The following is a 22,477-nucleotide window of genomic DNA, read 5'->3' as shown; positions in this document are numbered from 1 at the left end:
GATAAACTAGCAAGCGATCTTCGGCTCCGGTCAACTTTGGGCCGGCGCCGACGCGATTGTCCGTTTTCGGTTAATCTCGCACCTCACGCTTTGATGCAACAGTTGCTGCACTACGAAAGGAAGATCCAATTGTCCAATCTATTGACTCGCCGCCTGGCCTTGCTGGCCCAGCCAGAGTACCGTCCGGTGCTGGGTGGCTTGCGTGGCATCGAACGCGAAACGTTGCGGGTGGACGCGCGCGGCCACCTGGCGGCGACGCCGCATCCGGTGGCCATGGGCTCGGCCCTGACGCATCCGCAAATCACCACCGACTACGCCGAGACGCTGCTGGAGTTCATCACCCCTGCCGAGGCCGACATCGGCGCCACGCTCGACAAGCTCGACGGCATCCACCGGTATGCGTACAGCAAGCTGGGCGACGAGCTGCTGTGGAGCCAGTCCATGCCCTGCCAGCTGCCGGGCGAGGACGAGATCGAGATCGCCTGGTACGGCACCTCCAACATGGGCACGCTCAAGCATGTGTACCGTCGCGGCCTAGCGCTGCGCTACGGCAAGGCTATGCAATGCATCGCCGGCATCCACTACAACTACTCGCTGGACGAACGCCTGTGGCGCGTGCTGGCCGAGCATGAGGGCAACGAGAAGCGCCTGTCGCCGAAGTCCTTCCAGTCCGAAGCCTACCTGGCGACGATCCGCAACTTCCGCCGCTACAGCTGGCTGCTGATGTACTTGTTCGGCGCCTCGCCGGTGCTGTCGAGCGGCTTCCTGCGCGGCCGCCCGCACAAGCTGGACACGCTGTCCGGCGACACGCTCTACCTGCCCTACGCCACCAGCCTGCGCATGAGCGACCTGGGTTACCAGAACGACGCGCAATCGGGACTGAGCCCGCACGAGAACTGCCTGGACAGCTACGTCGCCACCCTGACCAAGGCCGTCAACCAGCCGTACGAGCCGTATGCGGCGCTGGGCACCAAGCGCGACGGCGAGTGGATACAGCTGAGCACCAACGTGCTGCAGATCGAGAACGAGTACTACTCCACCATCCGCCCCAAGCGCGTGATCCAGACCGGCGAGCGGCCGATCCAGGCGCTGTGCGCGCGCGGCGTGCAGTACATCGAAGTGCGCTGCATGGACGTCGACCCGTTCGAACCGGTCGGCATCAGCGAGCAGACCGGCCGCTTCCTCGACGCCTTCCTGATGTTCTGCGCGCTGGAGGAAAGCCCGGCCATCCCGCCGGAGGAAAGCCTGCGCCACACTGAGAACTTCGCCCGCACCGTCAAGGAAGGCCGCCGTCCGGGCCTGACGCTCAACAGCGACGACGGCGAAATCGGCCTGCAAGCGTGGGGCCTGCAACTGCTGGAGCGCATCCGCCCGGTGGCGGCGCTGCTGGACGCGCAGCGCGGCGACACCGCGCACGCCGACGCCATCGTGCAGCAGGCGGCCAAGCTGCGCGACGCCGAACTGACGCCGTCGGCCAAGGTGCTGGCGGCGCTGCGCGCCAACGGCAAATCGTTCGCCGCCTTCGGGCTGGCGCAAAGCAAGCGGCACGCGGACTACTTCCGCAGCCATCCGCCAAGCGCCGGGGAAGCCGCGTACTTCGACGGCCTGGCCGCCGTGTCGCTGGCCGAGCAGGCGGAGATGGAAGCGGCGCCGCAATCGAGCTTCGACGACTACGTGGCCGCCTACCGCGCCAGCAACCTGTGCCACTCCAGCATGGATTGCGACTAAACCAGGAGCCTCCTTGCTCACCTTCTACAACGAACTGCACGCCCAGCATCGCGGCCGCTACGAGATCTTCCGCGGCGAGATGGTGCCGTGCTTCGAGAAACCGGAGCGGGTCGACGCGGTGCTGGCGGAACTGGGGCGGCGCGGCCTGGGCAAGATCGTCACGCCGCACGGCGTGCCGTTGATGTCGCTGGAGCGCGTCCACACGCCGCGCTACCTGCACTTCCTGCGCGGCGCCTGGAACGAATGGCTGGCGCTCGATCCGGCCAACGCCGGCAAGGACGCCTTTCCATCCGTCTGGCCGATCCGCTCGCTGCGCGACGACATCGAGCCGGACGACTTCTGCGCCAAGCTGGGACTGTACTCGATGGACAATGGCACGCCGCTGACCGCCGGCACCTGGACCGCCGCCAAGACCGGCGCCGACTGCGCGGTCAACGCCGCGCACGCGCTGCGGCTGGGCGAGCGCGGCGCCTTCGTGTTGAGCCGTCCGCCGGGGCACCACGCGGGCGCGGACTTCTTCGGCGGATACTGCTTCCTCAACAACGCCGCGCTGGCGGCGCAGCACATGCTGGACGACGGCGCGCGCAAGGTCGCCATCCTCGACATCGACTACCACCACGGCAACGGCACGCAGAGCATCTTCTACAACCGCGACGATGTGCTGTTCGTCTCCATCCACGCCGATCCGCGCAATGAGTATCCGTTCTACCTGGGGCACGCCGACGAGCACGGCGAAGGTGCGGGACTGGGCTACAACATGAACCTGCCGCTGGCGGCGGGCAGTTCGGCGAAGGCGTGGTTCGCGGCGCTGGAGACGGCCTGCATCCGGCTGGGCAGCTTCGCGCCGGATGCGCTGGTGGTGTCGCTGGGCGTCGACACGTTCGCCGGCGATCCCTTGTCGCGCTTCACGCTGCAAAGCGCCGACTACCTGAAGATAGGCGAACGCCTGGCCTACCTGAACGTGCCGACCGCCTTCATCTTCGAAGGCGGCTACGCGGTCAAGGAGCTGGGCACCAACGTCGTCAACGTCCTCGAAGGCTACGAAACCGCGCTTTAAATTGGGGTCAAGTCTGACATTCGGACACGAGCTCTGCCGTAGTGCGCGCACTACGGCAGAGCTCGTGTCCGAATGTCAGACTTGACCCCAATTTAATTTAGTAGACGTCGCGGCGGTAGCGGCCGGTTTCTCGCAGCTCGTCGAGAGCGGCGCGGCCGATGATGTCTACCAGCGCCGCATCCACACCGCCCGCCATGCCTTGCAGACTGCCGCAGACGTAGATCACGGCACCGTCGGCAATCCAGCCGCGCAGCTGCGCGGCTTTTGCACGCAAGCGGTCCTGCACGTATTCGCCGCCGGCGTCGCGCGAGTAGACCAGGTCCAGTTCCGGCAGATAGCCGCGCCGCCGCAGCTCCTCGATTTCGCCGGCGCAGATGCCGTCGAACTCACGCTGCCGCTCGCCGAACACCAGCCAGTTGCGATGAAGCCCGCCAGCGGCCCGCGCCCGCAGGTGCGAACGCAAGCCCGCCATGCCCGAGCCGTTGCCGATGTAGATGGCAGGCTTCGCGCCGTCGTGCATGTCGAACGCAGGATTGACCACCAGCCGCACGCGCACCTCGTCGCCCGGCGCTGCCTGCGCGGTCAACCAGCCGGAGGCCAGCCCCACGCCTCGCTCCTTCCTCACCTGCCGCACCAGCAGCTGCAAGCAGCCATCCTGCGGCAGCGACGCGACCGAGTAGCGGCGCGCGGCCTGCCCAGGCGCGTAATGGCCGGGCCACACGTCGAGCAAGGCGCCGGGACGCCAATCGGCGCCGCCATCCGTCGTCAACGTGATCTCGTGCAGCTCGCCGCCGATGCTGCCGGGATTAAGCAGTTCGCGCCGCGCCAGGCGCCAGCTGGTGTACTCGCCGTCCGGCACGCCGGCGGACAGTCCGCCCTGGCACGCATCGCCGCCAACGCCCGCCAGCTCGCGCAATGCGTGCGACCAGCGCGCCAGCGCGCCGGCATCGCCGTTGTCGACTTCAATGATCGGATGCAGCGGCTGCGCACCCAGCACGCGCAGGCGGCTGTCCAGCGTTCGGCCGAAGCCGCAGAACTGCAGGTAATTGCGGTCGCCCAGCGCCAGCACGGCGTACTGCAAATGCGCCAGCTCCTCGGCGGCGGCGTGCAGCAGACGGCTGAAGCGGCGCGCAGGATCGGGCGGCTCACCTTCGCCGAAGCTGCTGGCGACGAACAGCACGCGGCGGTAATTGCCCAGCAGCGGAGGCGTGAGCTTTTCCAGCGATTGCACATGCACCGCCACGCCGGCCTTCTGCAGCAGCGCCGCGCTTTGCAGCGCCAGCCGCTCGGCCGATCCGGTCTGGCTGGCGTAGGCCATCAACACAGGATCTGCGCTTTCGATGCTGTCCGTTCCCGCCAGCCTTGCGCGTTCGGCCTGCGCGCAGCGCTTCTGGCGCCGGCGCTTCAGGTACAGCATCCAACCGGTGACCGCGAAGCCTGGCAGCGACAGGCTGGCGAAGAACATGAACAAACGCCCCGGCAATCCGAAGTAAGTCCCGATGTGCAGCGGATAGAAGGTGGTCAACGCGCGCGCCGCCACGCTCATCTGCGCATACGGCTCGTGCTTGACGATGGCGCCGGTCTGCTGGTTGATCGACATGCGGCTGCGTGCCCGGATATGGGTCGCCTCGCCGTCCAGCCACAGCACCTGCAACGGCTGCGTCGCGCGCTCGGGCGGACGCAGGACCACTGTCTTCCAATCCGGCGCCTGCTGCTGGAAGGTGGACCAGGCCAGCGTCAGGTCGGCAGCTTCGGCGCGCCTGGCGCCTGCCTCTTTGGCCGCCTTGGGCTTGGGCGCCGACGCCTCGCGCGGCGGACGGCGCACGCCAGCCCAGCCGTCGACCGTGTCACGCACGACGTCAAAGCTCCAATACACACCGCTGACGGTGAAGACCAGGTAGGCCACCAACGCCCAGGTACCCGCCACCGAGTGCAGCCCCCACAGGAAGGAGCGGCCGGTGAGGCGCGTGTCGAAGGTGAGCCAGGTGCGCCAGTCGAGCGCGCGGCGCGGCCAACGCAGATACAGGCCGCTCAACGCAAGCCCCATCAGGCACAGGGCCAGCGCGCCGACCACCGGACGGCCATCGTCGCGCGGCAGCAGCAGGAAGCGGTGCAGCGACTCCACCCACTCGAACACGTCGTCATGGCGCAGGGCCGGCAGCATGGCGCCGCTGTACGGATCGACGAAGACGGTCTCGCCGTGCTTCCTGCCCGGCGCCGGCGCCAGCGTGACGCGCGCGGAGGCGCCCGGCTCGGCATACACGGTGATGCTGCTGATGCGCGCCTCGGGATGCGCGCCCCGCACGGCTTCGGCCACCTGCGGCGGCGCCAGCATGGGCGCCTGCCGCGCCGCCACGCTGGTCACGCCCGGATTGAACACGTCCAGCAGCTCGTCGCGGAACGCGAGAATGGCGCCGGTCAAACCGATCACGATCAATACGGTGCCGGCGGTGATGCCGACCAACCAGTGCAACTGGAACCAGAGTTTTTTCACAAATCGACCTTCAAGCGCCAGGCGCGTCCATATCAGCGGTCATTCTACCAGTTAATAAGAATCATTATCAATTGATGCTGTGGCCTGACGCCTAAAAATATCGCATACTTGTCGAATGAATAAACCTCTGCCCTGGGCCGACGACACGCCGCGACTGAGCCTGTGGTGCGCCGTGCTGTTCTGCTGCTTCAGCGCCCTGCTGGCGGCGGTGTACCTGCGGCCGCAGCTCGCCGGCCTGCTGTGCGTGCTGCCGGTGGCGTCCTACCTGATGCTGGGCCTTCAGATGGGCATGGTGTACAGCGTCGGCTGGTCGGTGCTGGGCCTGGCCGTAGCGTGGCTCAGGCCGGGCAATCCGGCCGAAGCGCTGCTCGGCATCGGCGCCGCCGTGCTGGCGGCCGGCGTGCTGGCGCATTTGTTCGCGCAGCGCCGCGCGGCACTGACGGCGGCGCTGCGCCGCACCGCGTCGCCCGATCCGCTGACCGGCCTGCACAACCATCTATACCTGGAATCGATCTTCGGCCAGCTCACACGCAGCCAGCGCGGCAAGCCGCCGACGGTGTCGCTGATGCTGATCGCGCTGGCGCCGGGCGCCGAAGATGCGCAACTGGTGCAGGCCGCGCGGCAGATCGAGGAGGTATGCCGCGCCAGCGACTGGGCCTTCCGCTTCGGCGACGCGCGCTTCTGCGTGCTGGTGCCGTGGGTGTCGCAGGTGCAGGGGCAGCAGATCGCCGATCGTCTGCTGGCCGGCATCAACGCGCAGCAGCCGCACGCCAGATTGGGCCTGGCCCGCTGGCCGGACGACGCGCCGGCGCTGGCGGCGCTCCACAAAATCGCGGAGCGCAACCTGCGTGACTAGCGCAGGAACGGCCCCCACACCGGCTGCCGCACATCGCCATCCTGCGCGGTGAGCCGCTGCTTCACGCGGCCATCCACCGACACCACCATCAGCGATTTGCGGCCCGCCGCCTCGGTGGCGTAGATGATGTACTTGCCGTTCGGCGCGAAGCTCGGCGACAGGTCGTCGGTGCTGTCGGACAGGCGCTGCTCCTGCCCCGTGGCCAGGTCCATCACGTACAGCTGATAGTTGCCGTCGCGGCGCGAGATGTAGGCCAGCGTGGCGCCGTCGGGCGAGATGCGCGGGCTGATGTTGTAGCTGCCGCCGAAGGTGATGCGCTTGGCGTCGCTGCCATCCGCGTTCATGCGGTAGATCTGCGGGCCGCCACTGCGGTCGCTGACGAAGTAGATGCTCTGGCCATCGGCCGAGAACTGCGCCTCGGTGTCGATGGCGGCGCCGGTGCCGTCGGAGACGCGGCGCAAGCCGCCGCCGTCGGCGTTGACGGTGTAAATCTGCGTGTGGCCGTCCATCGACAACGACACGGCCAGCCGGCTGCCGTCCGGCGCCCAGGCCGGCGCCGAGTTGCTGCCTTTTTCATTGGCGATCAAGGTCCGCGCGTGGGTGGCCAGGTTCTGCACATACACCACGGCTTTTTTCTGCTCGAACGACACGTAGGCGACCTTGCTGCCATCCGGCGACCAGGCCGGCGAGATGATCGGGTCGTTCGACACGCGGGCCGTCTGTTCGCCCTCGCCGTCGATGTCGGACACGGCCAGCTTGTAGCGGCTGCCCTCCTGCTTGACGTAGGCCACGCGGGTGGCGAACGCGCCGGGCACGCCGGTGAGCTTGAAGAACACGTCGTCGGCGATCTTGTGCGCCGCCAGCCGGGCCGACTGCGCGGGCACCGACTGGTCCTCACGCGACAGCTGACTGGCCTTGACGGTGTCGAACAATTTGTAGCGCACGTCGTAGCGACCGTCCGCCAGCGCGGACACGGTGCCCACCACCAGCGCATCGGCGCCCTTGGCCTTCCAGCCGGCGTAGTCGATGTTGTTGACGTCGCGCACGGTGCCGGCGTCGATCACGTTGAACAATCCGCTGCGGCCCAGGTCGGCCTTGATGATGGCGGAAATCTGCTGCGGCGCCAGGATCTCGTCGGCGAAGCCGGCCACGGCCACCGGGATCTGGTTGCTGCCGACACCGCTGATTTCAATCCGCATCTGCGCCTGCGCGCCGTGCAGGGCGGCGGCAAGCGACAAGCCGGTACAGATCAGATAGTGACTCAGTTTTTTCATAGCATTCAATTTGATTATCCAACGATAATTTATCGGAGTAGTATCCAGTCTTGCATCCCTGAAGGCGGCCTCATGCCGCCATGATTGTTGTTCCTTCATCCGAAAGGTGACAGAAATGGACAATTCCCTAGGCAAGAATGCGCACATCGACCGCTGGCAAAAAAACCGCCAAAAGGCTTTCAAGATAGTACCCGAGGACGGCAAGACCTTACGCTACCTGGGCAAGGAATTCCATGTTTTCCCCAACACCTTCTGGCCCTACACCGACAGCCAGCCATTGGTGCGCGCGCTGCGCGTGAAGGCGGGCGACAGTGTACTTGATGTCGGCACCGGTTCGGGCGTGATCGCGATCTTCGCCTGCTACGGCGGCGCGGCGCGCGTGCTGGCCGTCGACATCAACCCGGCCGCGCTGAGGAGCGCTCGCCACAACGCCGAGGCGCACGGCTTCGGCGACACGATGGAGGTCCGTTCGTCCACCCTGTTCGATGGCGTCGGCGACGAGCAGTTCGACGTCATCACCGCCAACCTCCCCTTCCGCAACAAGGAGGCGCCCGACGTCGTCGCCCGTTCGCAATGGGACACCGACTTCCATACCAATACCCGCTTTTTCGAACAGGTCGGCAAATACCTGAAGCCCGACGGCCGCATCTACTTTGCGCACTCCAATTTCGGCGCGCTGAAGGAAGTGCGCAAACTGGCCAGGGAGAACGGCTTCAGCATGCGCAAGATGGCCAGCGTGCGCGCCGACGAGACCAAAGAATTCTACGCGTTTCTCATCAAGAGAGCGCCGCAAGCCACGCGCGTATGAACGATGTGTTCCAGACCATCGCCGGCCTGCGCGCGGTCGCGCATGCGCCGTGGCGCCTTGAGGTGAGGCGCGTCGCGGTCATACTCAGCAACTCGCGCTCGGGGTCCAGCCTGATCAAGCATGTGCTGGCCGAACATCCCGGCGTCGCCTCGCTCGATGGGGAAATGGAGCCCTATCTGGCGCTCACGCACAACGGCTTCGGCGCGAACTCCGACAGCGACGCCCTCGGCGCGCTGGGTCAGGCGGACGCGCTGGCCGACAATCTGTTCGCCGAGCTCACCGTGCCCAGCGCGAGCCTGCCGCCGTTGGAGGAACTGAAGATCCGCTGGCGACGGCGCCTGCTGCTGCAGTTCCCGTTGCGCTTCATCGAAGCGGCGCAACAGCGTCGGCTCGCCGAGGCGCTGGACACCGCCATGCGCACGACGCCGCAGACGGACGCCATGCTGCAGCGAGCGATCCTGGCGTCCGTGTTTCGCGACGAGCCATGGCGCATGAATTACTACGACATGCAGTCGTCATCGTCGCTGCGCGATTTCGGGCTGGGCGCCAGCGGCTACTACGACGAGCCGTTGAAGATCGAAGAGCCGCCCTTCGTACTGCCCCGCAGCTTCCGCCGCGCGTTCACCGAAGACGATGCCGCCAGCAAGATCCTGCTGTTCAAATCGCCGAGCGACGCCTACCGCATCGGCATCCACGAGCAGCTGTTCCCGCGCGCCGAGATCCGCTACATTCACCTGAGCCGCGGCTACGCGCAATCGGTGAACGGCTTGATGGACGGCTGGCTGTCGCCCAAAGGCTTCTTCGCGCACGACATGGAGCGGGCCGGCACGGCGTTGCGGATACGCGGCTACTCCGACGCCACGCCGTTCGGCCAGCGCTGGTGGAAGTTCGACCTGCCGCCCAACTGGCGCCAGTTCATCCAGTCGGACCTGGGCGACGTCTGCCTGAACCAGTGGCTGGCGTCGCACGAAGCGATCCTTGCCAGCCGCGTGCCGATGCTGCGCCTGGCGTTCGAGGAATTCATGGAACGGCCGGCGGCGCAGCTGCAGCGCATCGGCGATTTGCTAGGCCTGTCCGATCTGGCCCTGCCCGCGCAGCTGCCAGTCACGATGGCCACCGACGCCCCCACCGCGCAACGCTGGCGCAAGCGCGAACAGGCCTTGCTGGAGATGGGCAGGCGCCCGCCGGTGCGGGCGATGATGGAACGCCTCGGCTACACAATGGACCACGCAACATGGACATGAACAATCACCTATTGGTGCCCTTCCTGATCGGCCAGCGCCGCGACGGCCTGCGGCGCGTCGCAGAACTGGACCGCCACGGCTGGGATGTGGTGGACGTGCCGAATTTTACCGAGACATCGATCGATGATCCGAACGAGAAGCTGCGCAGGATGGGGCGGATCTACGCCGCTCTGGCGGATCGCGTCCGGGAGGTCATCTATGCGGGCAAGACACCGGTCAGCATCGCCGGCGACTGCATGTCCACGCTGGGCATGCTGGGCGGCCTGCAACGCAGCGGACACCCGCCGGAGCGCATCCTGTGGCTCGACGCCCATGGCGATTTCCATACCTGGGCGACCTCGCAGACCAAATACCTCGGCGGCATGCCGCTGGCCATCCTGGTGGGGCGCGGCGACCGCCGCAAGCAAAGCCGCGACGCCATCGGCGCGATGCTGACGGCCATCGGCGTCCAGCCTTACCCCGAACAGAAGGTGGTCCTGTCCGATGCGCGCGACCTCGATCCGGGCGAGCTGGAAGCGGTGACCAATTCCGGCATCGTCGTCTGCCCGATCGACCGCATCGGCGAGCACCTGAGCCCTGACGAGCGTCTCTACCTGCACTTCGACAGCGACGTGATGGACGCCGAATCGGAAATCCCGGCGCTGAAATATCACGTCAAATCGGGGCCCAAGTATGCGGACATCGCGGCGCTGTTCCGCTCACTGCGCGGGCACAACATCGTCGCGGTGTCGGTATCGGCCTGGCACGAAGAGAAGGACCACGACAACGCGGCGGCCCGCGCCTGCCTGGCACTGCTGCACGAACTGGAAAAATATTCCGACTCATTGAAATCCCCAACCAGTTCGGGGGTTGCGCAAACTACCGGAGACAGTGCATGACCGTGACACTACTGACCAAACGAGTCCTCGTAGCGGCCGGCCACGACCTGCAGATCGCGGTGTTCGATGCCGAACACAACCGCGCTCCCATGTTGGCGCGTTTGCCTCTTCCCCCCGTAATGCAGGCCGGACAGATCTCCCATCTCGATGCCTGGCGCTTGGTGCGCGCAGAGCTGCGCGGGATTTCCGGCAGCCCGGCGCTTGTGGCAGCCTATGCACACTTCATGACCATGGTGGAAGATCAGACGGACCAGCACACGTTTCCCTTCGCGCAGCAGGCCGCGCAGGCAGTGCTGCAACGCATGCAGGCACCTGCGGCGATAGCGGCGCCCGTTGGGGGCATTTTGGTTTCACAAGCGCATAAAAACAAGACACTCCTGGTGCATATGATCACGGGCTTACCGGGCGCCAAGCCGAAGGATGCATGGACCTACGACCTGAGATTGATAGCCAGCGACCCCGGCTACGAGGTATGCAGCTTGACACTGGTGCTCGATCAAGACACGCTTTACGGCTGCCCATATGGCCTGTTTGCCGTGGTGCCGGAAGAAGAAACCCTGGCGATCGGCATCAACGACCTCGGCGTGAACCAGTTCAAGAAGGAGCACGCCGGAAAAAATAGCAGCCAGGCAGAGCTGCGGGAACTCTTGCAGGAAAAGCTGCAGCGCACGCATAAGGACGACCTGGTCCAGAGCTATAGCGCATTCGCTGCCGCGCGCAAGGCGGCACAGAAGACACCGAGCAATGAGATTGTTGCCAATCTCAAAAAAGGCCATCTCATCGGAATCTGCGTGAACCTTGTGCATCTTGAGGACAGCAGACTCCTGGCTCGCACCCGGCCAAAACGCGATGCGGACCTCATTCGGATCCGGGCGGAAGTCGAGAACATTAGCAATGCGGTGTTCCGCGAGACCGGGCTCAGGCTTAAGGCCTGGACTTATAACTACCGCAATGGCGCACTAGCGGAGCTGTAATCTTACCTGCCTTGGCAGCCACATGCACCCAAAGCTTTGCCCGTTCGCCCCAGGAGGATCACGGTGTCAAATTGTCCTATGCCGATGGGCGCCCTGATACAGAAGGGCTTGAAAGCGTCAACGCGGTCCCAAGAACTTTGTAATGCGCTACACCGATCCGGGCGCGGAAGGCGCCGACCTGCTTGGGCCACAAGCCGTCTCCTGTGTGAGCCACAAGCTTACAGAACCCTCCTGTACGGCACGGCGAGCGTCCTGCCATGCCCGCGGATCAGTCAAAAATAATTTTAAAAATCGCTTGCTATTCAATAGTACACGATTTATAGTGTGGTCATGGGCGCTGCAAACAGCGCCGGATAGTAGAAGTAAGTAGCTAGCGATTTAATAGTTAATTAACCATCTCCACTCACTAAAAAGGAATCATCATGTCGATCGAACAAGTTCTGTACCGCGCAAACGCAAAAGCAACCGGTGGCCGCGAAGGCCGTGCTGTTTCCTCCGACGGCGTGCTGGACGCGAAGCTGACCACCCCGAAAGAACTGGGCGGCGCCGGCGCTGTCGGCACCAACCCTGAGCAGCTGTTCGCTGCCGGCTACTCGGCCTGCTTCATCGGCGCGATGAAATTCGTCGGCGGCCGCGACAAGATCGCCGTGCCGGCGGACGTTTCGGTGGAAGGCATCGTCGGTATCGGCGCCATCCCTACCGGTTTCGGCATCGAAGTCGAACTGAAAATCTCGCTGCCAGGCCTGGACCGCGCAACCGCTGAAAAGCTGGTCGCCGCCGCCCACATCGTGTGCCCATACTCGAACGCCACCCGCGGCAACATCGACGTGACCCTGACCATCGTCTAATCGATCCAGTCAGCGAACGGCAAGGCCGGCCCCTCCTCCGAGGCGCCGGCCTTTTTTCACATACAATCAATGTTTTGATCCGCATCGGGACACGCAATGATTGAGTGGCAATGGCTGGCCTTTGAAGACATCCCCCGCCTGGACTGGTACGAAGTGCTGCTGCAACGCCAGCAGGTGTTCATCCTGGAGCAGACCTGCTTGTACCCGGACATCGACGGCTGCGATCCGCAGTGCCACCACCTGATGGCGTGGCGCGAGATCGACGGCAAGCGCACGCTGGTCGCGTATCTGCGCTGCGTGCCGCCGGGCCTGAAGTACGAGCAAATGTCGCTGGGCCGCGTGCTCACCACGCAGGCCGCGCGCGGCAGCGGCATCGGCCGCGAGCTGCTGGCCAAGGCGATCCCGCTGGCCGAGGCGCTGCATCCCGGCCACGGCTTCCGCATCGGCGCGCAGGCGCACCTGGAAAAATTCTATGCAAGCTACGGCTTCAAGACGGTCACCGAGCCTTACGACGAAGACGGCATCATGCACATCGACATGGTGCGTTAGAAGGTCAGCATGAAGCGCGCGCCGGCGCTGACCGAGCGCGCATAACGCACCGTGCCGCCGTTGGCGTGCACCAGGTGCCGCACCATCGCCAGGCCGATGCCCCGGCCCTGCTTCTTGGTCGAGAAGAACGGCGTGAAGATGTGCGCGGCCAGCGCCTCCGGCACGCCGGGGCCGTTGTCCGCCACCTCGATGCGCAGGCGCCCGCCCCGGCTCAGGCGCGCGCGCACCTGCGCTTCCGGCGCCTTGCCGGTGATGGCTTCGGCCGCGTTCTTCAACAGGTTGATGAGCGCCTGCTCCAGCTGCCCCGGATCGATCATCACCGCCAGCGACGCCGGCTCCACCGAGAACGACACGCGCCCGCCCAGCGCCTGCCACTGCGGCGCGATCAGCATCGACAGGCGTTCGAACAGCTCCTCCAGCAGCACGCGCTGCGGCTGCGCCTGCGGCACCGTCGACAGGCTGCGATAGCTGCCGACGAAGTCCACCAGGCTGGCGGCGCGGCGCGAGATGGCGTCCAGCGCCGTACCCAGGTCGGCGTGGATATCGGCCGGCAGGCCGGCGGCCGCTTCGTCCAGCAGGCTGCAGGCGGTGCGCGACAGCGAGGCGACCGGCGTCAGTGAATTCATGATCTCGTGGGTCAGCACCTGCACCAGTTCGCGCCAGGCGTTCAGGGCTTCGGCTTCCAGTTCGCTCTCCACCGGCATCAGCGCGGCCAGGCGCTGGGCCGTGCCCTGCATCGTCAGTGCGGCGACGGCGACCAGCGCGCGCTCCACGCCACGCTCGGTGTCAAAGCTGATCAACTGGCGCTGGCCGGCCGCTTGCGCGGCCAGCAGCTGGTGCAGATCCTGCGGCGCGCTGGCGCGGCCAGGCGCCAGCAGGCGCCGCGCGCTGGCGTTGAGCGGCTCCACCGTGCCGGCACCGGCCGCGTTCTGGATGCTGAACAGCGCGATGGGCGCGTGTTCAAGGCGCGCTTCCAGCGCGTGGATGGTGTCGGACAGTTCTCGGCCCGCAGGTGCGGCCCCATAACGCATCGTACTGTCCTGCGCTTCCATGCGCGGCGCGCGCGGCGCCAGGCGGCGCAGGCATTGCCACAGCGCGGCGGCCGGCACCAGCACGGCCAGGCCGCACAGCACGATGCGGCGCGGTTCGGGCGTGGCGGACATGATGTCGGCAAACGCGGTCAGCGCCATCAAGGCGGCCACGCTGGCGGCGGCGCCCAGCTTGAGGGCGCGTTCAGATGCCATGCTTGCCCAGCTTGCGGTATAGCGCGGCGCGGCTCACGCCCAGCGACTTGGCGGCGTGGCTGATGTTGCCGTTGAACTGGGCCAGCGCCGAGGCGATCGCTTCGCGCTCCAGCGCGTCGAGCGTCATGTCGCCGCTGCCGGAACCGTTGATGCCGGAGCTAACGGCCCCTCTGGCGGCGCCGCGCGCGGAAGCAGCGACGCCCGGCGCGATAGTGAAATCCGCGCTGCCGTCCGCCGCCATCGTTGCGGCACCGAGACCGAAATCGCTCAAGGAAAATTCGGCGCCCTGGCTCAGGATCACGGCACGCTCGCAGGCATGGCGCAGCGCGCGCACGTTGCCCGGCCAGTCGTGGCGCAGCAGGCCGTCCAGCGCCGCCGCGCTCACGCTACGTGCGGGCCGTTCGTACTGAAGAGCGTACAGATTCAGATAGTGCGTCAGCAGCAGCGGAATATCCTCGCGCCGTTCGCGCAGCGGCGGCACGCGGATCACGATGGTGTTCAGCCGGAACAGCAAGTCCGGCCGGAACACTGCGGGATCGAACAGCCGCGCCTCATCCAGGTTGGTCGCGCTGACGATGCGCACGTCGATGGTCTCCGGCTTGTCGGCGCCGATCGGCGTCACTTCGCGCCGCTCCAGCGCGGTCAACAGCTTGGCCTGCGCCGCCAGCGGCATGTTGCCGATTTCGTCCAAGAACAGCGAGCCACCGCGCGCGGCCTGGAAGCGCCCCGCCCTGTCGGCCTTCGCGTCCGTGAACGAACCTTTGCGATGGCCAAACAACTCGCTCTCGAACGTCGATTCCGGCAGCGCGCCCATGTCCACCGCCAGCAGCGTGCCGGCCGCGCGGCGCGACAGCGCATGGATGGCGCGCGCCACCAGCTCCTTGCCGACGCCGTTCTCGCCCAGCACCATCACGTTGGCTTCGGTCGGCGCCACGCTGGCGATCAAGGCCTTCAGCTCGCGCATCGCGGCGGATTCGCCCATCAGATCCGGCGCCGCCGCGGCCGGGCCACGCATCGCGGCGCGGCGGGCCAGCGCCTGGTCGATGGCGGCCACCAGCCGCGCGTTGTCCCACGGCTTGGTGATGAAATCGCCGGCGCCGCGCTTGAGCGCTTCCACTGCCAGCGGCACATCGGCGTAGGCGGTCATCGCGATCACCGCCGGCGGCTGCGCCTGGGAGCGCAACAAATCCAGCAGCGCCAGCCCCTCGGCGCCGTCGATGGAGCCGGGTGTGAAGTTCAGGTCCAGCAGCACCACGTCCGGCACGCCCTGCGCCAGCAAGGCGGGCAGGCCCGCCGGATCGCACAGCGTGGCGACCTTGCCATAGCGTCGCCGCAGCAGCAACTGCGCGGCAGTGGCGACATCGGCGTCATCATCGAGTATCAGTACGTAAGCGGACATGCAGGCATTCTAGCAGCCGCCAACGGGCTGCGGACATGGCCTGCGGCCACGCGCCGCGCACAGACGCCGCAAGTGTTCAGTTCCGAACACCGTCCGCTGTTCATAAGCGGACAGCGAACGGCCGGCGGCGGACAAACAGGCCGTCAATACAGCGTTTTCGGACTTGGCACAGCGCTTGCTGTATGGCCGGTATGCACATCAAAAAAAATATTGCTCCCTCTCCTTCCAACCTGCCCTCCAGCGGCGCGGCGATGGACGTGGTCGTGCCGCGCAAACGCGGCAAGGCCGTCGCCATCGGACTGGCGGCCACGCTGGCCGTGGCGGCGGCAGGCTACGGCATGTGGTCCTGGATGCCGCGCGGCCTGCAGGTGGACGGCGCCGACCTGCGCATCGGCCAGGCCGAACGCGGCATCTTCGTCGACGAAATCGTGGTGCGCGCCAACGCGGAGCCGCTCAATTCCGTGATACTCGACTCGGTCGAATCGGGCCGCGTCGAGGAAGTCTTCGCCATCGACGGCACGCTGGTGAAGAAGGGCCAGCTGCTGTTCCGCATCTCCAACCCGCAGCGCAACCTGGAGCTGCTGGCGCGCCAGTCGGAACACGCGGTCAGCATCTTCAACCTGTCCAACCTGCGCGTGGCGCAAGAGGCCAGCGCCAGCGACCATCAGCGCCGGCGAGAAGACCTCCAGTACGCGCTGGAGCAGGTCCGCAAGCAGCACGAGCGCAATGTGCGGCTGGCGGCGCAGGGCTACATCTCCGCCGTCGCGCTGGAGGAATCGGAGGACAAGCTGCAGCAGCAGCGCCGCCTGCTGGCGCAGGAGGAACGCGCCTCCGGCACCGAGGAAAACGTGCGCCGCAACGCCGCGACCCAGCTGGAGACCGCGATCGAAGGCCTGAACTCCGGCCTGAAGCTGGTCTCCGCCACCGTCGAGGCGCTGGCCGTGCGGGCGCCGGTCGAAGGCCGGCTGACCAACTTCCGCCTGCAGGTGGGCGAATCGATCAGCACCGGCAAGAACATCGGCCGCATCGACGATCCGGCGCGCTTCAAACTCTCCGCCAGCGTGGACGAGTACTACCTGAACCGCATGGCGGTGGGCCGCCACGGCAGCGTCAAGCAGGATGAGCGCAGCTTCGCGGTGGACATCCGCAGCATCTACCCGCAGATCAAGGAAGGTCGCTTCATGGTGGAACTGGTGTTCACCGGCGGGCAGCCGCCCGTACTCAATCCCGGCCAGAGCCTGGACGCGCGCATCACGCTGGGCGAGCCGGCCAAGGCGCTGCTGCTGCCCAACGGCGCCTTCATCAACGACAGCGGCGGCGCCTGGGTCTATGTGCTGGACGCGGGCGGACGCACGGCGCAGCGCCGCGTGGTGCGGGTCGGACGCCGCAACAACAGCCAGCTCGAAGTGCTCGAAGGCCTGGCAGCCGGCGACAAGGTGATCCTTTCCAGCTACGCGGCTTACGGAAATTCACCACGGCTGCAAATAACGCAGTAAATTCCCATAACTTCCAATAAAGGCACACCCCATGCTCAAACTCGTCGGCATCAGCAAAATCCATCAGGCAGGAGAAATCCAGACCACCGCGCTGGACCGCATCGACCTGGAAATCGAAGCGGGCGAATACGTCGCCATCACCGGGCCTTCCGGCTGCGGCAAGTCGACCATGTTGGGCATACTGGGCCTGCTGGATGTGCCGAACCACGGCGAATACTGGTTCGAAGGCCAGAACGTGGCCGGCTGGAGCGAATCGAAACTGAACCAGCTGCGGCGCGGCCGCATCGGCTTCATCTTCCAGAGCTTCAACCTGATCGAGGAATTGACGGTGTTCGAAAACGTCGAACTGGCGCTGGAATACAACGGCACGCCGGCGCGCGAAAGGCGCGAGCGCGTGACGGCGATGCTCAACAAGCTCGGTGTCGGCCATCGCGCCGCGCACCGGCCATCGCAGCTGTCGGGCGGCCAGCAGCAGCGCGTGGCGATCGCGCGCGCGCTGGTGGCCGGCCCCGCCGTGCTGCTGGCCGATGAACCGACCGGTAACCTGGATACTGCGCACGGCGATGAGGTCATGCGCCTGCTGCGCGAGATTAACGCCGAAGGCACGACGGTGGTCATGGTCACGCACTCGCCGGACCATGCCGCGCAGGCATCGCGCACGCTAAATCTGTTGGATGGCCGCATCATGGTCGACGTACTGCAAGCCGCTTAAGCGTCAGGATCACATCAATGAACCTGCGCGATTTTCGCATAGGCTGGCGACTGCTGTTGCAGCAGCCGGCCTACTCCGCCGTGGTGATCGGCGGCCTCGCCATCGGCTTCGCCGCGTGCTTTCTGCTGTTCGGCTTTGTCGAATTCTGCCTGAACTTCAACAGCACGATACCCGACAGCGACCGCGTGGTCGTGGTCAAGCAGCGCGTCAACGTCTTCCCACGTCCGGAATGGCAGACCCGCGCCTTCCTGTCCTTGCGCGACGTCGCCATCGCTAGCGGCATGGTGTCCGAGGCCGGCATCGCCAGCGACCTGGAATCGCCGCTACGCGCCGGCAACGAGCTGCGTACGCTGGACCTGCAAGTGGTCGATCCCGCTTTTCGCACCATGTTCGGCATCGCCGCCTTGCAGGGCGACTTGAACGCGGCGCTGACGCAACCGGATGGCCTGGCGTTGACACGAACCGGCGCACATAAGCTGTTCGGTGCCAACCCGGCGATCGGGCAGACCGTCACGATCGGCGGCACGGCACTGCTGGTGCGGGCTCTGATGCCCGATCCGCCGGCCAACAGCAGCCAGCAATACGAGGCATTGGTCGGCACCGCCAGCAGCGCGTGGCCGGAACGTGAGACCGCGATCAGCAAATGGGGACGCGGCACGGTTTACATGAAGCTCAAGCCCGGGGCATCGATGCAGGCATTGACGGCGCTGCTGCAAGAGGCCAGCGAGAAATCGCCGATCAACCAGCGGGTGAAAAGCGGCCCATTGGGCAAAGGCCTGAACGGCCGCAATGTGGCCGATATCAGCCTGCTGCCGCTGCGCGACGCCTACTTCGACGAGGGCCTCGCCAATAGCCGCGCGGGCGAGCAGTATGGCCGGCGCAGCAGCGTATTCGGCATGGCGACCGGGGGCTTCCTGATCCTGCTGCTCGCGGCGATCAACTACGTCAACTTGGCGACCGTGCGTACCTTGCGCCGCCAGCGCGAGATCGGCATCCGCAAGCTGCTGGGCGCCAGCGCCGTGCGGCTGGTACGCCAGTTCCTCAGCGAGGCGGCGTTGACCTCCGTGCTGGCCGCCGCCGCCGGCCTGGTGCTGGCGTGGCTGCTGCTACCAACGTTCTCCGATCTGATGAACCGTCCACTAGCCGGCATGTTCACGCCCTTGCGCTGCCTGATCGCGTTGGCGTTTGGGCTGTTCATCGGCGTGTGCGCCGGCGCTTATCCCGCCTGGCTGGCGCAGCACGCATTGCCGGGGCCTGCGCTCGCGGGACGCGGCAACAGCGAAACCGCCGCCGGCTTGTGGGTGCGGCGCGTGCTGACGGTGCTTCAGTTTTCCAGTGCGATGGCGCTTTCCGCGACGGCGCTGGCGGTCGGCTGGCAGACGTATTTTGCCAGCCACGCCACACCCGGCTTCGATCCGGCCCACCTGCTGGTGCTGAACCTGCCGTCCTATGGGGAGGACAAGCAAGCCGCAGTCGCCTTCAGGGAGCAAGTAGCCCGGCTGCCGCGCGTTGAAGGCGTGGCCTCCATTTCAGAAGCGGTCGGCCGTGACGGCATGAAGCTGACCAACACGGTGACGACGCGGGATGGCCGCGAGATCCCGTTGGAGGGCAAAAACGTCAGCGCGAACTGGTTTGAGCTGGTCCGCCTGAAGGCCTTGCACGGACGCCTGTACAACGCGACTCAGGATGTCGATTACAGCAAGGTACCGCGCGTGGTGGTCAACACCGCCGCCGCGCTGGCGCTGGGCTTTGCGTCGCCGCAGGACGCGGTCGGCCAGGTGGTACCGGACGGCATGGAGATTGTCGGCGTGGCGCCGGACGTGCGCTTCCAGGGACTGCACCAGCCATCGAAAGCCATCGTCTACTTCGTGCGCCCCGGCGGCGTCCTGATGATACGCACCAGCGACAGCCTGGAGACCGCATACAGCGAGATCGAGCCGGTATGGCGTCGCCACTTCCCCAACGCCATCATGGAGATGGCGACGCAGCAGGCCGTACTCGAAGGACGCTACGCCACGGAGGCGCGCCTGATACGAATACTGGCCGCCACCAGCCTGATAGCGATCGCGCTGGCGGCATTCGGCATCTACGTGCTGTCGGCCTACAGCGTGCAGCGCAGCCGGCGCGAGATCGTGATGCGCAAGCTGCACGGCGCGGGCCGCGCCGACATCGCGCTGATGATGGGCCGCGAGTTCTCGGCGCTGGTGGGCGCCGGCGCCTTGGTCGGCCTGCCGCTGGCGGCGGTGGCGATCCAGCGCTACCTGGCCAACTACACGGAGCACGCACCCATCGGCATCTGGACGCTGGCTGCCGCGCTGGCGATGGCGCTGCTGGTGGCGCTGCTGGCCACCACCCGCCACACGATGACCGCCCTGCGCATGTCGCCCGCGCTGGCACTACGCGACTGAACCGGAGAACACCATGAAACCAAGCGACTTCCGCATCGGCTGGCGCCTGCTGCTGCGCCACCCGCTGCAATCGGCCGTGGAGATACTCGGACTGGCGACCGGCTTCGCCGTCTGCTTCCTGCTGCTGGGGTTTGTAGCGTACTCCTTCAGCTACGACAACGACGTGCCACAGCGCGAACGCGTGTTCGTCATCAAGCACCGGCTGAACTTCATCCCGCAGCCTCAGTGGATGGAGTACACGCCGTTCGCGCTGCGCGAGGTGGCGCTGCGCAGCGGACTTCCGCTGGAAGCCAGCGCCTGGTGGCCGCGTCGAACCACGCTGCAACTGCAAGGACGCGCGCAGGAACTTGAAGTGACGGCGGTCGATCCTGCCTTCCAGTCCATCAGCGGCCTGCCCGCGCTGGAAGGCGACCTGCGCGCCGCACTGGCTCGGCCCGACGGCCTGGCCGTGACGCAGCAGACCGCGCTGCGCCTGTTCGGCACCACGCAGGCATTGGGACGCACCATCGAGATCAATCGCCAGATGCTGCAAGTGCGCGCCGTACTGACGGATCGGCCGTCCAACAGCACGCTGCAATTCAACGCGCTGGTCGGCGTGGGGAGCGCGCTGTGGCCGGAGAAGGAGCGACAGGATGCGCTGTCCAACTGGATGGGCATCGGCGGCCGAATCTACGTCAAGACAGGTCCCGGCGTCAGCCCGCAAGCCTTGCAGCGGGTGCTGCAGGATGCGATCGACCACGCGCCGTGGGCCAACCTGGCGACGCCGGAAATGAAGGCGGCGCTGGGCCAGCGCAAGATGGTCGACATCGCCCTCGGCCCGCTGGCCGACGCCTACTTCGACCGCAGCGTCGCCAACACCATGGGCACCGGCCCGCGCGGCGACCTGCGCGTGGTGCTGGCGCTCGGCGCCACCGGCCTGCTGATACTGCTGCTCGCGGTGGTCAACTACGTCAACCTGGCGACGGTGCGCACCTTGCGCCGCCAGCGCGAGATCGCCATGCGCCGCGTGTTGGGCGCCAGCACGCATCAGCTGCTGACCCAGTTCATGGCCGAATCGATGCTGCTGTCCACGGCCGCCGCCGCGCTGGGCGTGCTGCTGGCGTGGCTGCTGCTGCCGCTGGCTTCCGACCTGCTGGAGCGCCCGCTGGACGGCGTGTTCACGCCGGCGGCGGTCGGGGTGTGCCTGCTGTTCGGCGCCCTGGTCGGCGCGGCGGCCGGCGTCTATCCGGGCTGGCTGGCGCGCGGCATCGACATGAATGCCACGCTGGCGCATCGCAGCGGCGAAACCGCCGGCGGCGTGTGGCTGCGGCGCGTACTGACAACGGTGCAATTCAGCGCCGCCATGTGCATGGGCAGCGTGGCGCTGGCGATACTGTGGCAAACGCAGTTCGCCGCCGCCGCGCCGCCGGGCTTCGATCCCGCGCCGCTGCTGGTGGTGGAGATGAAGGACAACCTGCGCGACAGCGCCGCCGCCCGCTCGCTGCGCGACGCCATCGCGCAACTGCCCGGCGTTGCTGGCGTGGCCGACAGCCGCGACGTGCCGGGCCGCGACGACATGACCGGCACCCACGGCAGCGGCACGTTCCTGCGCGTGGACGGCAGTAGCACATCGCTGTCGATTCATTTCGTCGGGCCAGACTTCTTCAACGTCTACGGCCTGAAGGCACTGGCCGGACGCTTGTTCGATCCACGCATCGAAGGCCCCACCGGCGACGGCGAGCAAAACGTCGTGATCAACCAGACGGCGGTACTTGCGCTGGGCTGGCCGTCCACGCAGCAGGCGCTGGGGCAACGCATCGACGGCACGCAGTTCCGCATCGTCGGTGTGGCGCCCGATCCGCGCTGGGAGACGCTGCGCGACCCGGTGCGCCCTACCCTGTACCAGATCGCCCACGACAACCAGCTGCTGACGGTGCGCATGCGCGCCGCGCCGGATGCGCGCAGCCGGGCGGCGCTGGAACGGGACATCGCCGCAACCTGGAGCCGTTACTTCCCCGCCAGCGAACCGGTGATACGCGCGGCCGCCAGCTACTACGCGCAAGCCTATGTAGACGACGTGCGGATGGCCAGGCTGCTGGCCTGCGCCACGGCAGTGGTGTTCGCGCTGGCGGCTTTCGGCATTTATGTTCTGGCGGCGCACAGCGTGCAGCGGCGCGCGCGCGAGATCGTGCTGCGCAAGCTGCACGGCGCCGGCCGCGACGCGATCGCGGTGCTGGTCAGCCGCGAATTCCTGCTGCTGACGGCGGCCGCCGCCACGGTCGGATTGCCGTTGGCCTGGCTGGCCATCGAACGTTATCTGGCGGGCTACACCGAGCGCACGCCGCTGGGCGGTTGGGCGCCTGCGGCGACGCTGGCATTCACGCTGCTGATCGTGGCGATGGCCACCATCCGCCACACCGTCGCCGCGATGCGCATCGCGCCGGCGCAGGCGCTGCGCGATTAGGCTGGCCCACAATGAAAAAGGCCGGGTCCCTCAACAAGGGCCCGGCCTTTATTTTTTTCCCAATC

Annotated in this window: 17 protein-coding genes; 13 read left to right on the top strand and 4 right to left on the bottom strand. The window is 66.6% G+C overall.

Annotated elements, in window-relative coordinates:
• The first annotated feature begins 129 nt into the window (after positions 1–129).
• Together gshA and AC07WS_RS02305 are read left to right on the top strand one after the other, a co-directional pair.
• Complete coding sequence (gene gshA / locus AC07WS_RS02310; RefSeq protein ID WP_494727530.1) at positions 130–1,728, top strand: glutamate--cysteine ligase; 1,599 nt, start codon at positions 130–132, stop codon at positions 1,726–1,728.
• Positions 1,729–1,741: 13 nt separating this feature from the next.
• A complete protein-coding gene (locus AC07WS_RS02305; RefSeq protein WP_494727529.1) occupies positions 1,742–2,785 on the top strand; it encodes a histone deacetylase family protein in 1,044 nt (347 codons plus the stop codon).
• Positions 2,786–2,882: 97 nt separating this feature from the next.
• Here AC07WS_RS02305 and AC07WS_RS02300 read toward each other — a convergent pair whose 3' ends face one another.
• Positions 2,883–5,279 (bottom strand): PepSY domain-containing protein, encoded by a 2,397-nt coding sequence (locus AC07WS_RS02300; RefSeq protein ID WP_494727528.1) that lies wholly within the window; start codon positions 5,277–5,279, stop codon positions 2,883–2,885.
• 115 nt (positions 5,280–5,394) lie between these two features.
• Between AC07WS_RS02300 and AC07WS_RS02295 the strand changes: the two genes are divergently transcribed.
• The gene (locus AC07WS_RS02295) at positions 5,395–6,135 is read left to right on the top strand and encodes a GGDEF domain-containing protein (protein ID WP_494727527.1); all 741 of its coding nucleotides are present in this window, start codon (positions 5,395–5,397) and stop codon (positions 6,133–6,135) included.
• Here AC07WS_RS02295 and tolB read toward each other — a convergent pair.
• Positions 6,132–7,409: a Tol-Pal system beta propeller repeat protein TolB gene (gene tolB / locus AC07WS_RS02290; RefSeq protein ID WP_494727526.1), complete on the bottom strand. Its 1,278-nt coding sequence runs from the start codon at positions 7,407–7,409 to the stop codon at positions 6,132–6,134. The two genes, AC07WS_RS02295 and tolB, sit on opposite strands and share 4 nt — an antisense overlap.
• A gap of 115 nt (positions 7,410–7,524) precedes the next feature.
• Between tolB and AC07WS_RS02285 the strand changes: the two genes are divergently transcribed.
• The 6 genes from AC07WS_RS02285 (at position 7,525) to AC07WS_RS02260 (ending at position 12,710) form a co-directional block, all read left to right on the top strand.
• Entirely contained in the window at positions 7,525–8,217 is a 693-nt protein-coding gene (locus AC07WS_RS02285) for a methyltransferase (RefSeq protein WP_494727525.1), read from the top strand.
• Complete coding sequence (locus tag AC07WS_RS02280; protein WP_494727524.1) at positions 8,214–9,461, top strand: hypothetical protein; 1,248 nt, start codon at positions 8,214–8,216, stop codon at positions 9,459–9,461. Before AC07WS_RS02285 ends, AC07WS_RS02280 begins: the two co-directional genes overlap by 4 nt.
• The gene (locus tag AC07WS_RS02275) at positions 9,458–10,339 is read left to right on the top strand and encodes an arginase family protein (RefSeq protein ID WP_494727523.1); all 882 of its coding nucleotides are present in this window, start codon (positions 9,458–9,460) and stop codon (positions 10,337–10,339) included. Before AC07WS_RS02280 ends, AC07WS_RS02275 begins: the two co-directional genes overlap by 4 nt.
• Complete coding sequence (locus AC07WS_RS02270) at positions 10,336–11,313, top strand: hypothetical protein (RefSeq protein ID WP_494727522.1); 978 nt, start codon at positions 10,336–10,338, stop codon at positions 11,311–11,313. The genes AC07WS_RS02275 and AC07WS_RS02270 overlap by 4 nt, the downstream gene beginning before the upstream one ends.
• 422 nt (positions 11,314–11,735) lie before the next feature.
• Positions 11,736–12,161, top strand: coding sequence for an organic hydroperoxide resistance protein (locus AC07WS_RS02265; protein ID WP_494727521.1), 426 nt, complete (start codon positions 11,736–11,738; stop codon positions 12,159–12,161).
• Positions 12,162–12,257: 96 nt separating this feature from the next.
• Positions 12,258–12,710, top strand: coding sequence for a GNAT family N-acetyltransferase (locus AC07WS_RS02260; RefSeq protein WP_494727520.1), 453 nt, complete (start codon positions 12,258–12,260; stop codon positions 12,708–12,710).
• Here the strand turns inward: AC07WS_RS02260 and AC07WS_RS02255 are convergent.
• Complete coding sequence (locus AC07WS_RS02255) at positions 12,707–13,954, bottom strand: sensor histidine kinase (protein ID WP_494727519.1); 1,248 nt, start codon at positions 13,952–13,954, stop codon at positions 12,707–12,709. The two genes, AC07WS_RS02260 and AC07WS_RS02255, sit on opposite strands and share 4 nt — an antisense overlap.
• Positions 13,944–15,353 (bottom strand): sigma-54-dependent transcriptional regulator, encoded by a 1,410-nt coding sequence (locus AC07WS_RS02250; RefSeq protein WP_494727518.1) that lies wholly within the window; start codon positions 15,351–15,353, stop codon positions 13,944–13,946. The genes AC07WS_RS02255 and AC07WS_RS02250 overlap by 11 nt, the downstream gene beginning before the upstream one ends.
• A 191-nt stretch (positions 15,354–15,544) precedes the next feature.
• Between AC07WS_RS02250 and AC07WS_RS02245 the strand changes: the two genes are divergently transcribed.
• From AC07WS_RS02245 to AC07WS_RS02230, 4 genes are read left to right on the top strand one after another with little or no spacing between them, the layout of a single operon-like run.
• Entirely contained in the window at positions 15,545–16,849 is a 1,305-nt protein-coding gene (locus tag AC07WS_RS02245) for an efflux RND transporter periplasmic adaptor subunit (protein ID WP_494727517.1), read from the top strand.
• A 31-nt stretch (positions 16,850–16,880) separates the two neighbouring features.
• Positions 16,881–17,561 (top strand): ABC transporter ATP-binding protein, encoded by a 681-nt coding sequence (locus tag AC07WS_RS02240; protein WP_492922948.1) that lies wholly within the window; start codon positions 16,881–16,883, stop codon positions 17,559–17,561.
• 17 nt (positions 17,562–17,578) lie between these two features.
• Positions 17,579–19,969, top strand: coding sequence for an ABC transporter permease (locus tag AC07WS_RS02235; RefSeq protein WP_494727516.1), 2,391 nt, complete (start codon positions 17,579–17,581; stop codon positions 19,967–19,969).
• Positions 19,970–19,982: 13 nt separating this feature from the next.
• Positions 19,983–22,412: an ABC transporter permease gene (locus AC07WS_RS02230; RefSeq protein WP_494727515.1), complete on the top strand. Its 2,430-nt coding sequence runs from the start codon at positions 19,983–19,985 to the stop codon at positions 22,410–22,412.
• Positions 22,413–22,477 lie beyond the last annotated feature (65 nt).

The organism is Duganella sp. GW821-FHT01E12 (assembly GCF_059422325.1).
The sequence above is the reverse complement of the archived record's forward strand: the minus strand, read 5'-3'. Positions and strand labels throughout refer to the sequence as shown.

Coding starts and splice junctions, on each gene's coding strand:
- tolB (WP_494727526.1), bottom strand. CDS start 7,409: ATGAAAAAACTGAGTCACTATCTGATCTGTACCGGCTTGTCGCTTGCC.
- AC07WS_RS02250 (WP_494727518.1), bottom strand. CDS start 15,353: ATGTCCGCTTACGTACTGATACTCGATGATGACGCCGATGTCGCCACT.
- AC07WS_RS02245 (WP_494727517.1), top strand. CDS start 15,545: ATGCACATCAAAAAAAATATTGCTCCCTCTCCTTCCAACCTGCCCTCC.
- AC07WS_RS02270 (WP_494727522.1), top strand. CDS start 10,336: ATGACCGTGACACTACTGACCAAACGAGTCCTCGTAGCGGCCGGCCAC.
- AC07WS_RS02260 (WP_494727520.1), top strand. CDS start 12,258: ATGATTGAGTGGCAATGGCTGGCCTTTGAAGACATCCCCCGCCTGGAC.
- AC07WS_RS02240 (WP_492922948.1), top strand. CDS start 16,881: ATGCTCAAACTCGTCGGCATCAGCAAAATCCATCAGGCAGGAGAAATC.
- AC07WS_RS02275 (WP_494727523.1), top strand. CDS start 9,458: ATGAACAATCACCTATTGGTGCCCTTCCTGATCGGCCAGCGCCGCGAC.
- AC07WS_RS02230 (WP_494727515.1), top strand. CDS start 19,983: ATGAAACCAAGCGACTTCCGCATCGGCTGGCGCCTGCTGCTGCGCCAC.
- AC07WS_RS02265 (WP_494727521.1), top strand. CDS start 11,736: ATGTCGATCGAACAAGTTCTGTACCGCGCAAACGCAAAAGCAACCGGT.
- AC07WS_RS02235 (WP_494727516.1), top strand. CDS start 17,579: ATGAACCTGCGCGATTTTCGCATAGGCTGGCGACTGCTGTTGCAGCAG.
- AC07WS_RS02280 (WP_494727524.1), top strand. CDS start 8,214: ATGAACGATGTGTTCCAGACCATCGCCGGCCTGCGCGCGGTCGCGCAT.
- AC07WS_RS02295 (WP_494727527.1), top strand. CDS start 5,395: ATGAATAAACCTCTGCCCTGGGCCGACGACACGCCGCGACTGAGCCTG.
- AC07WS_RS02285 (WP_494727525.1), top strand. CDS start 7,525: ATGGACAATTCCCTAGGCAAGAATGCGCACATCGACCGCTGGCAAAAA.
- AC07WS_RS02255 (WP_494727519.1), bottom strand. CDS start 13,954: ATGGCATCTGAACGCGCCCTCAAGCTGGGCGCCGCCGCCAGCGTGGCC.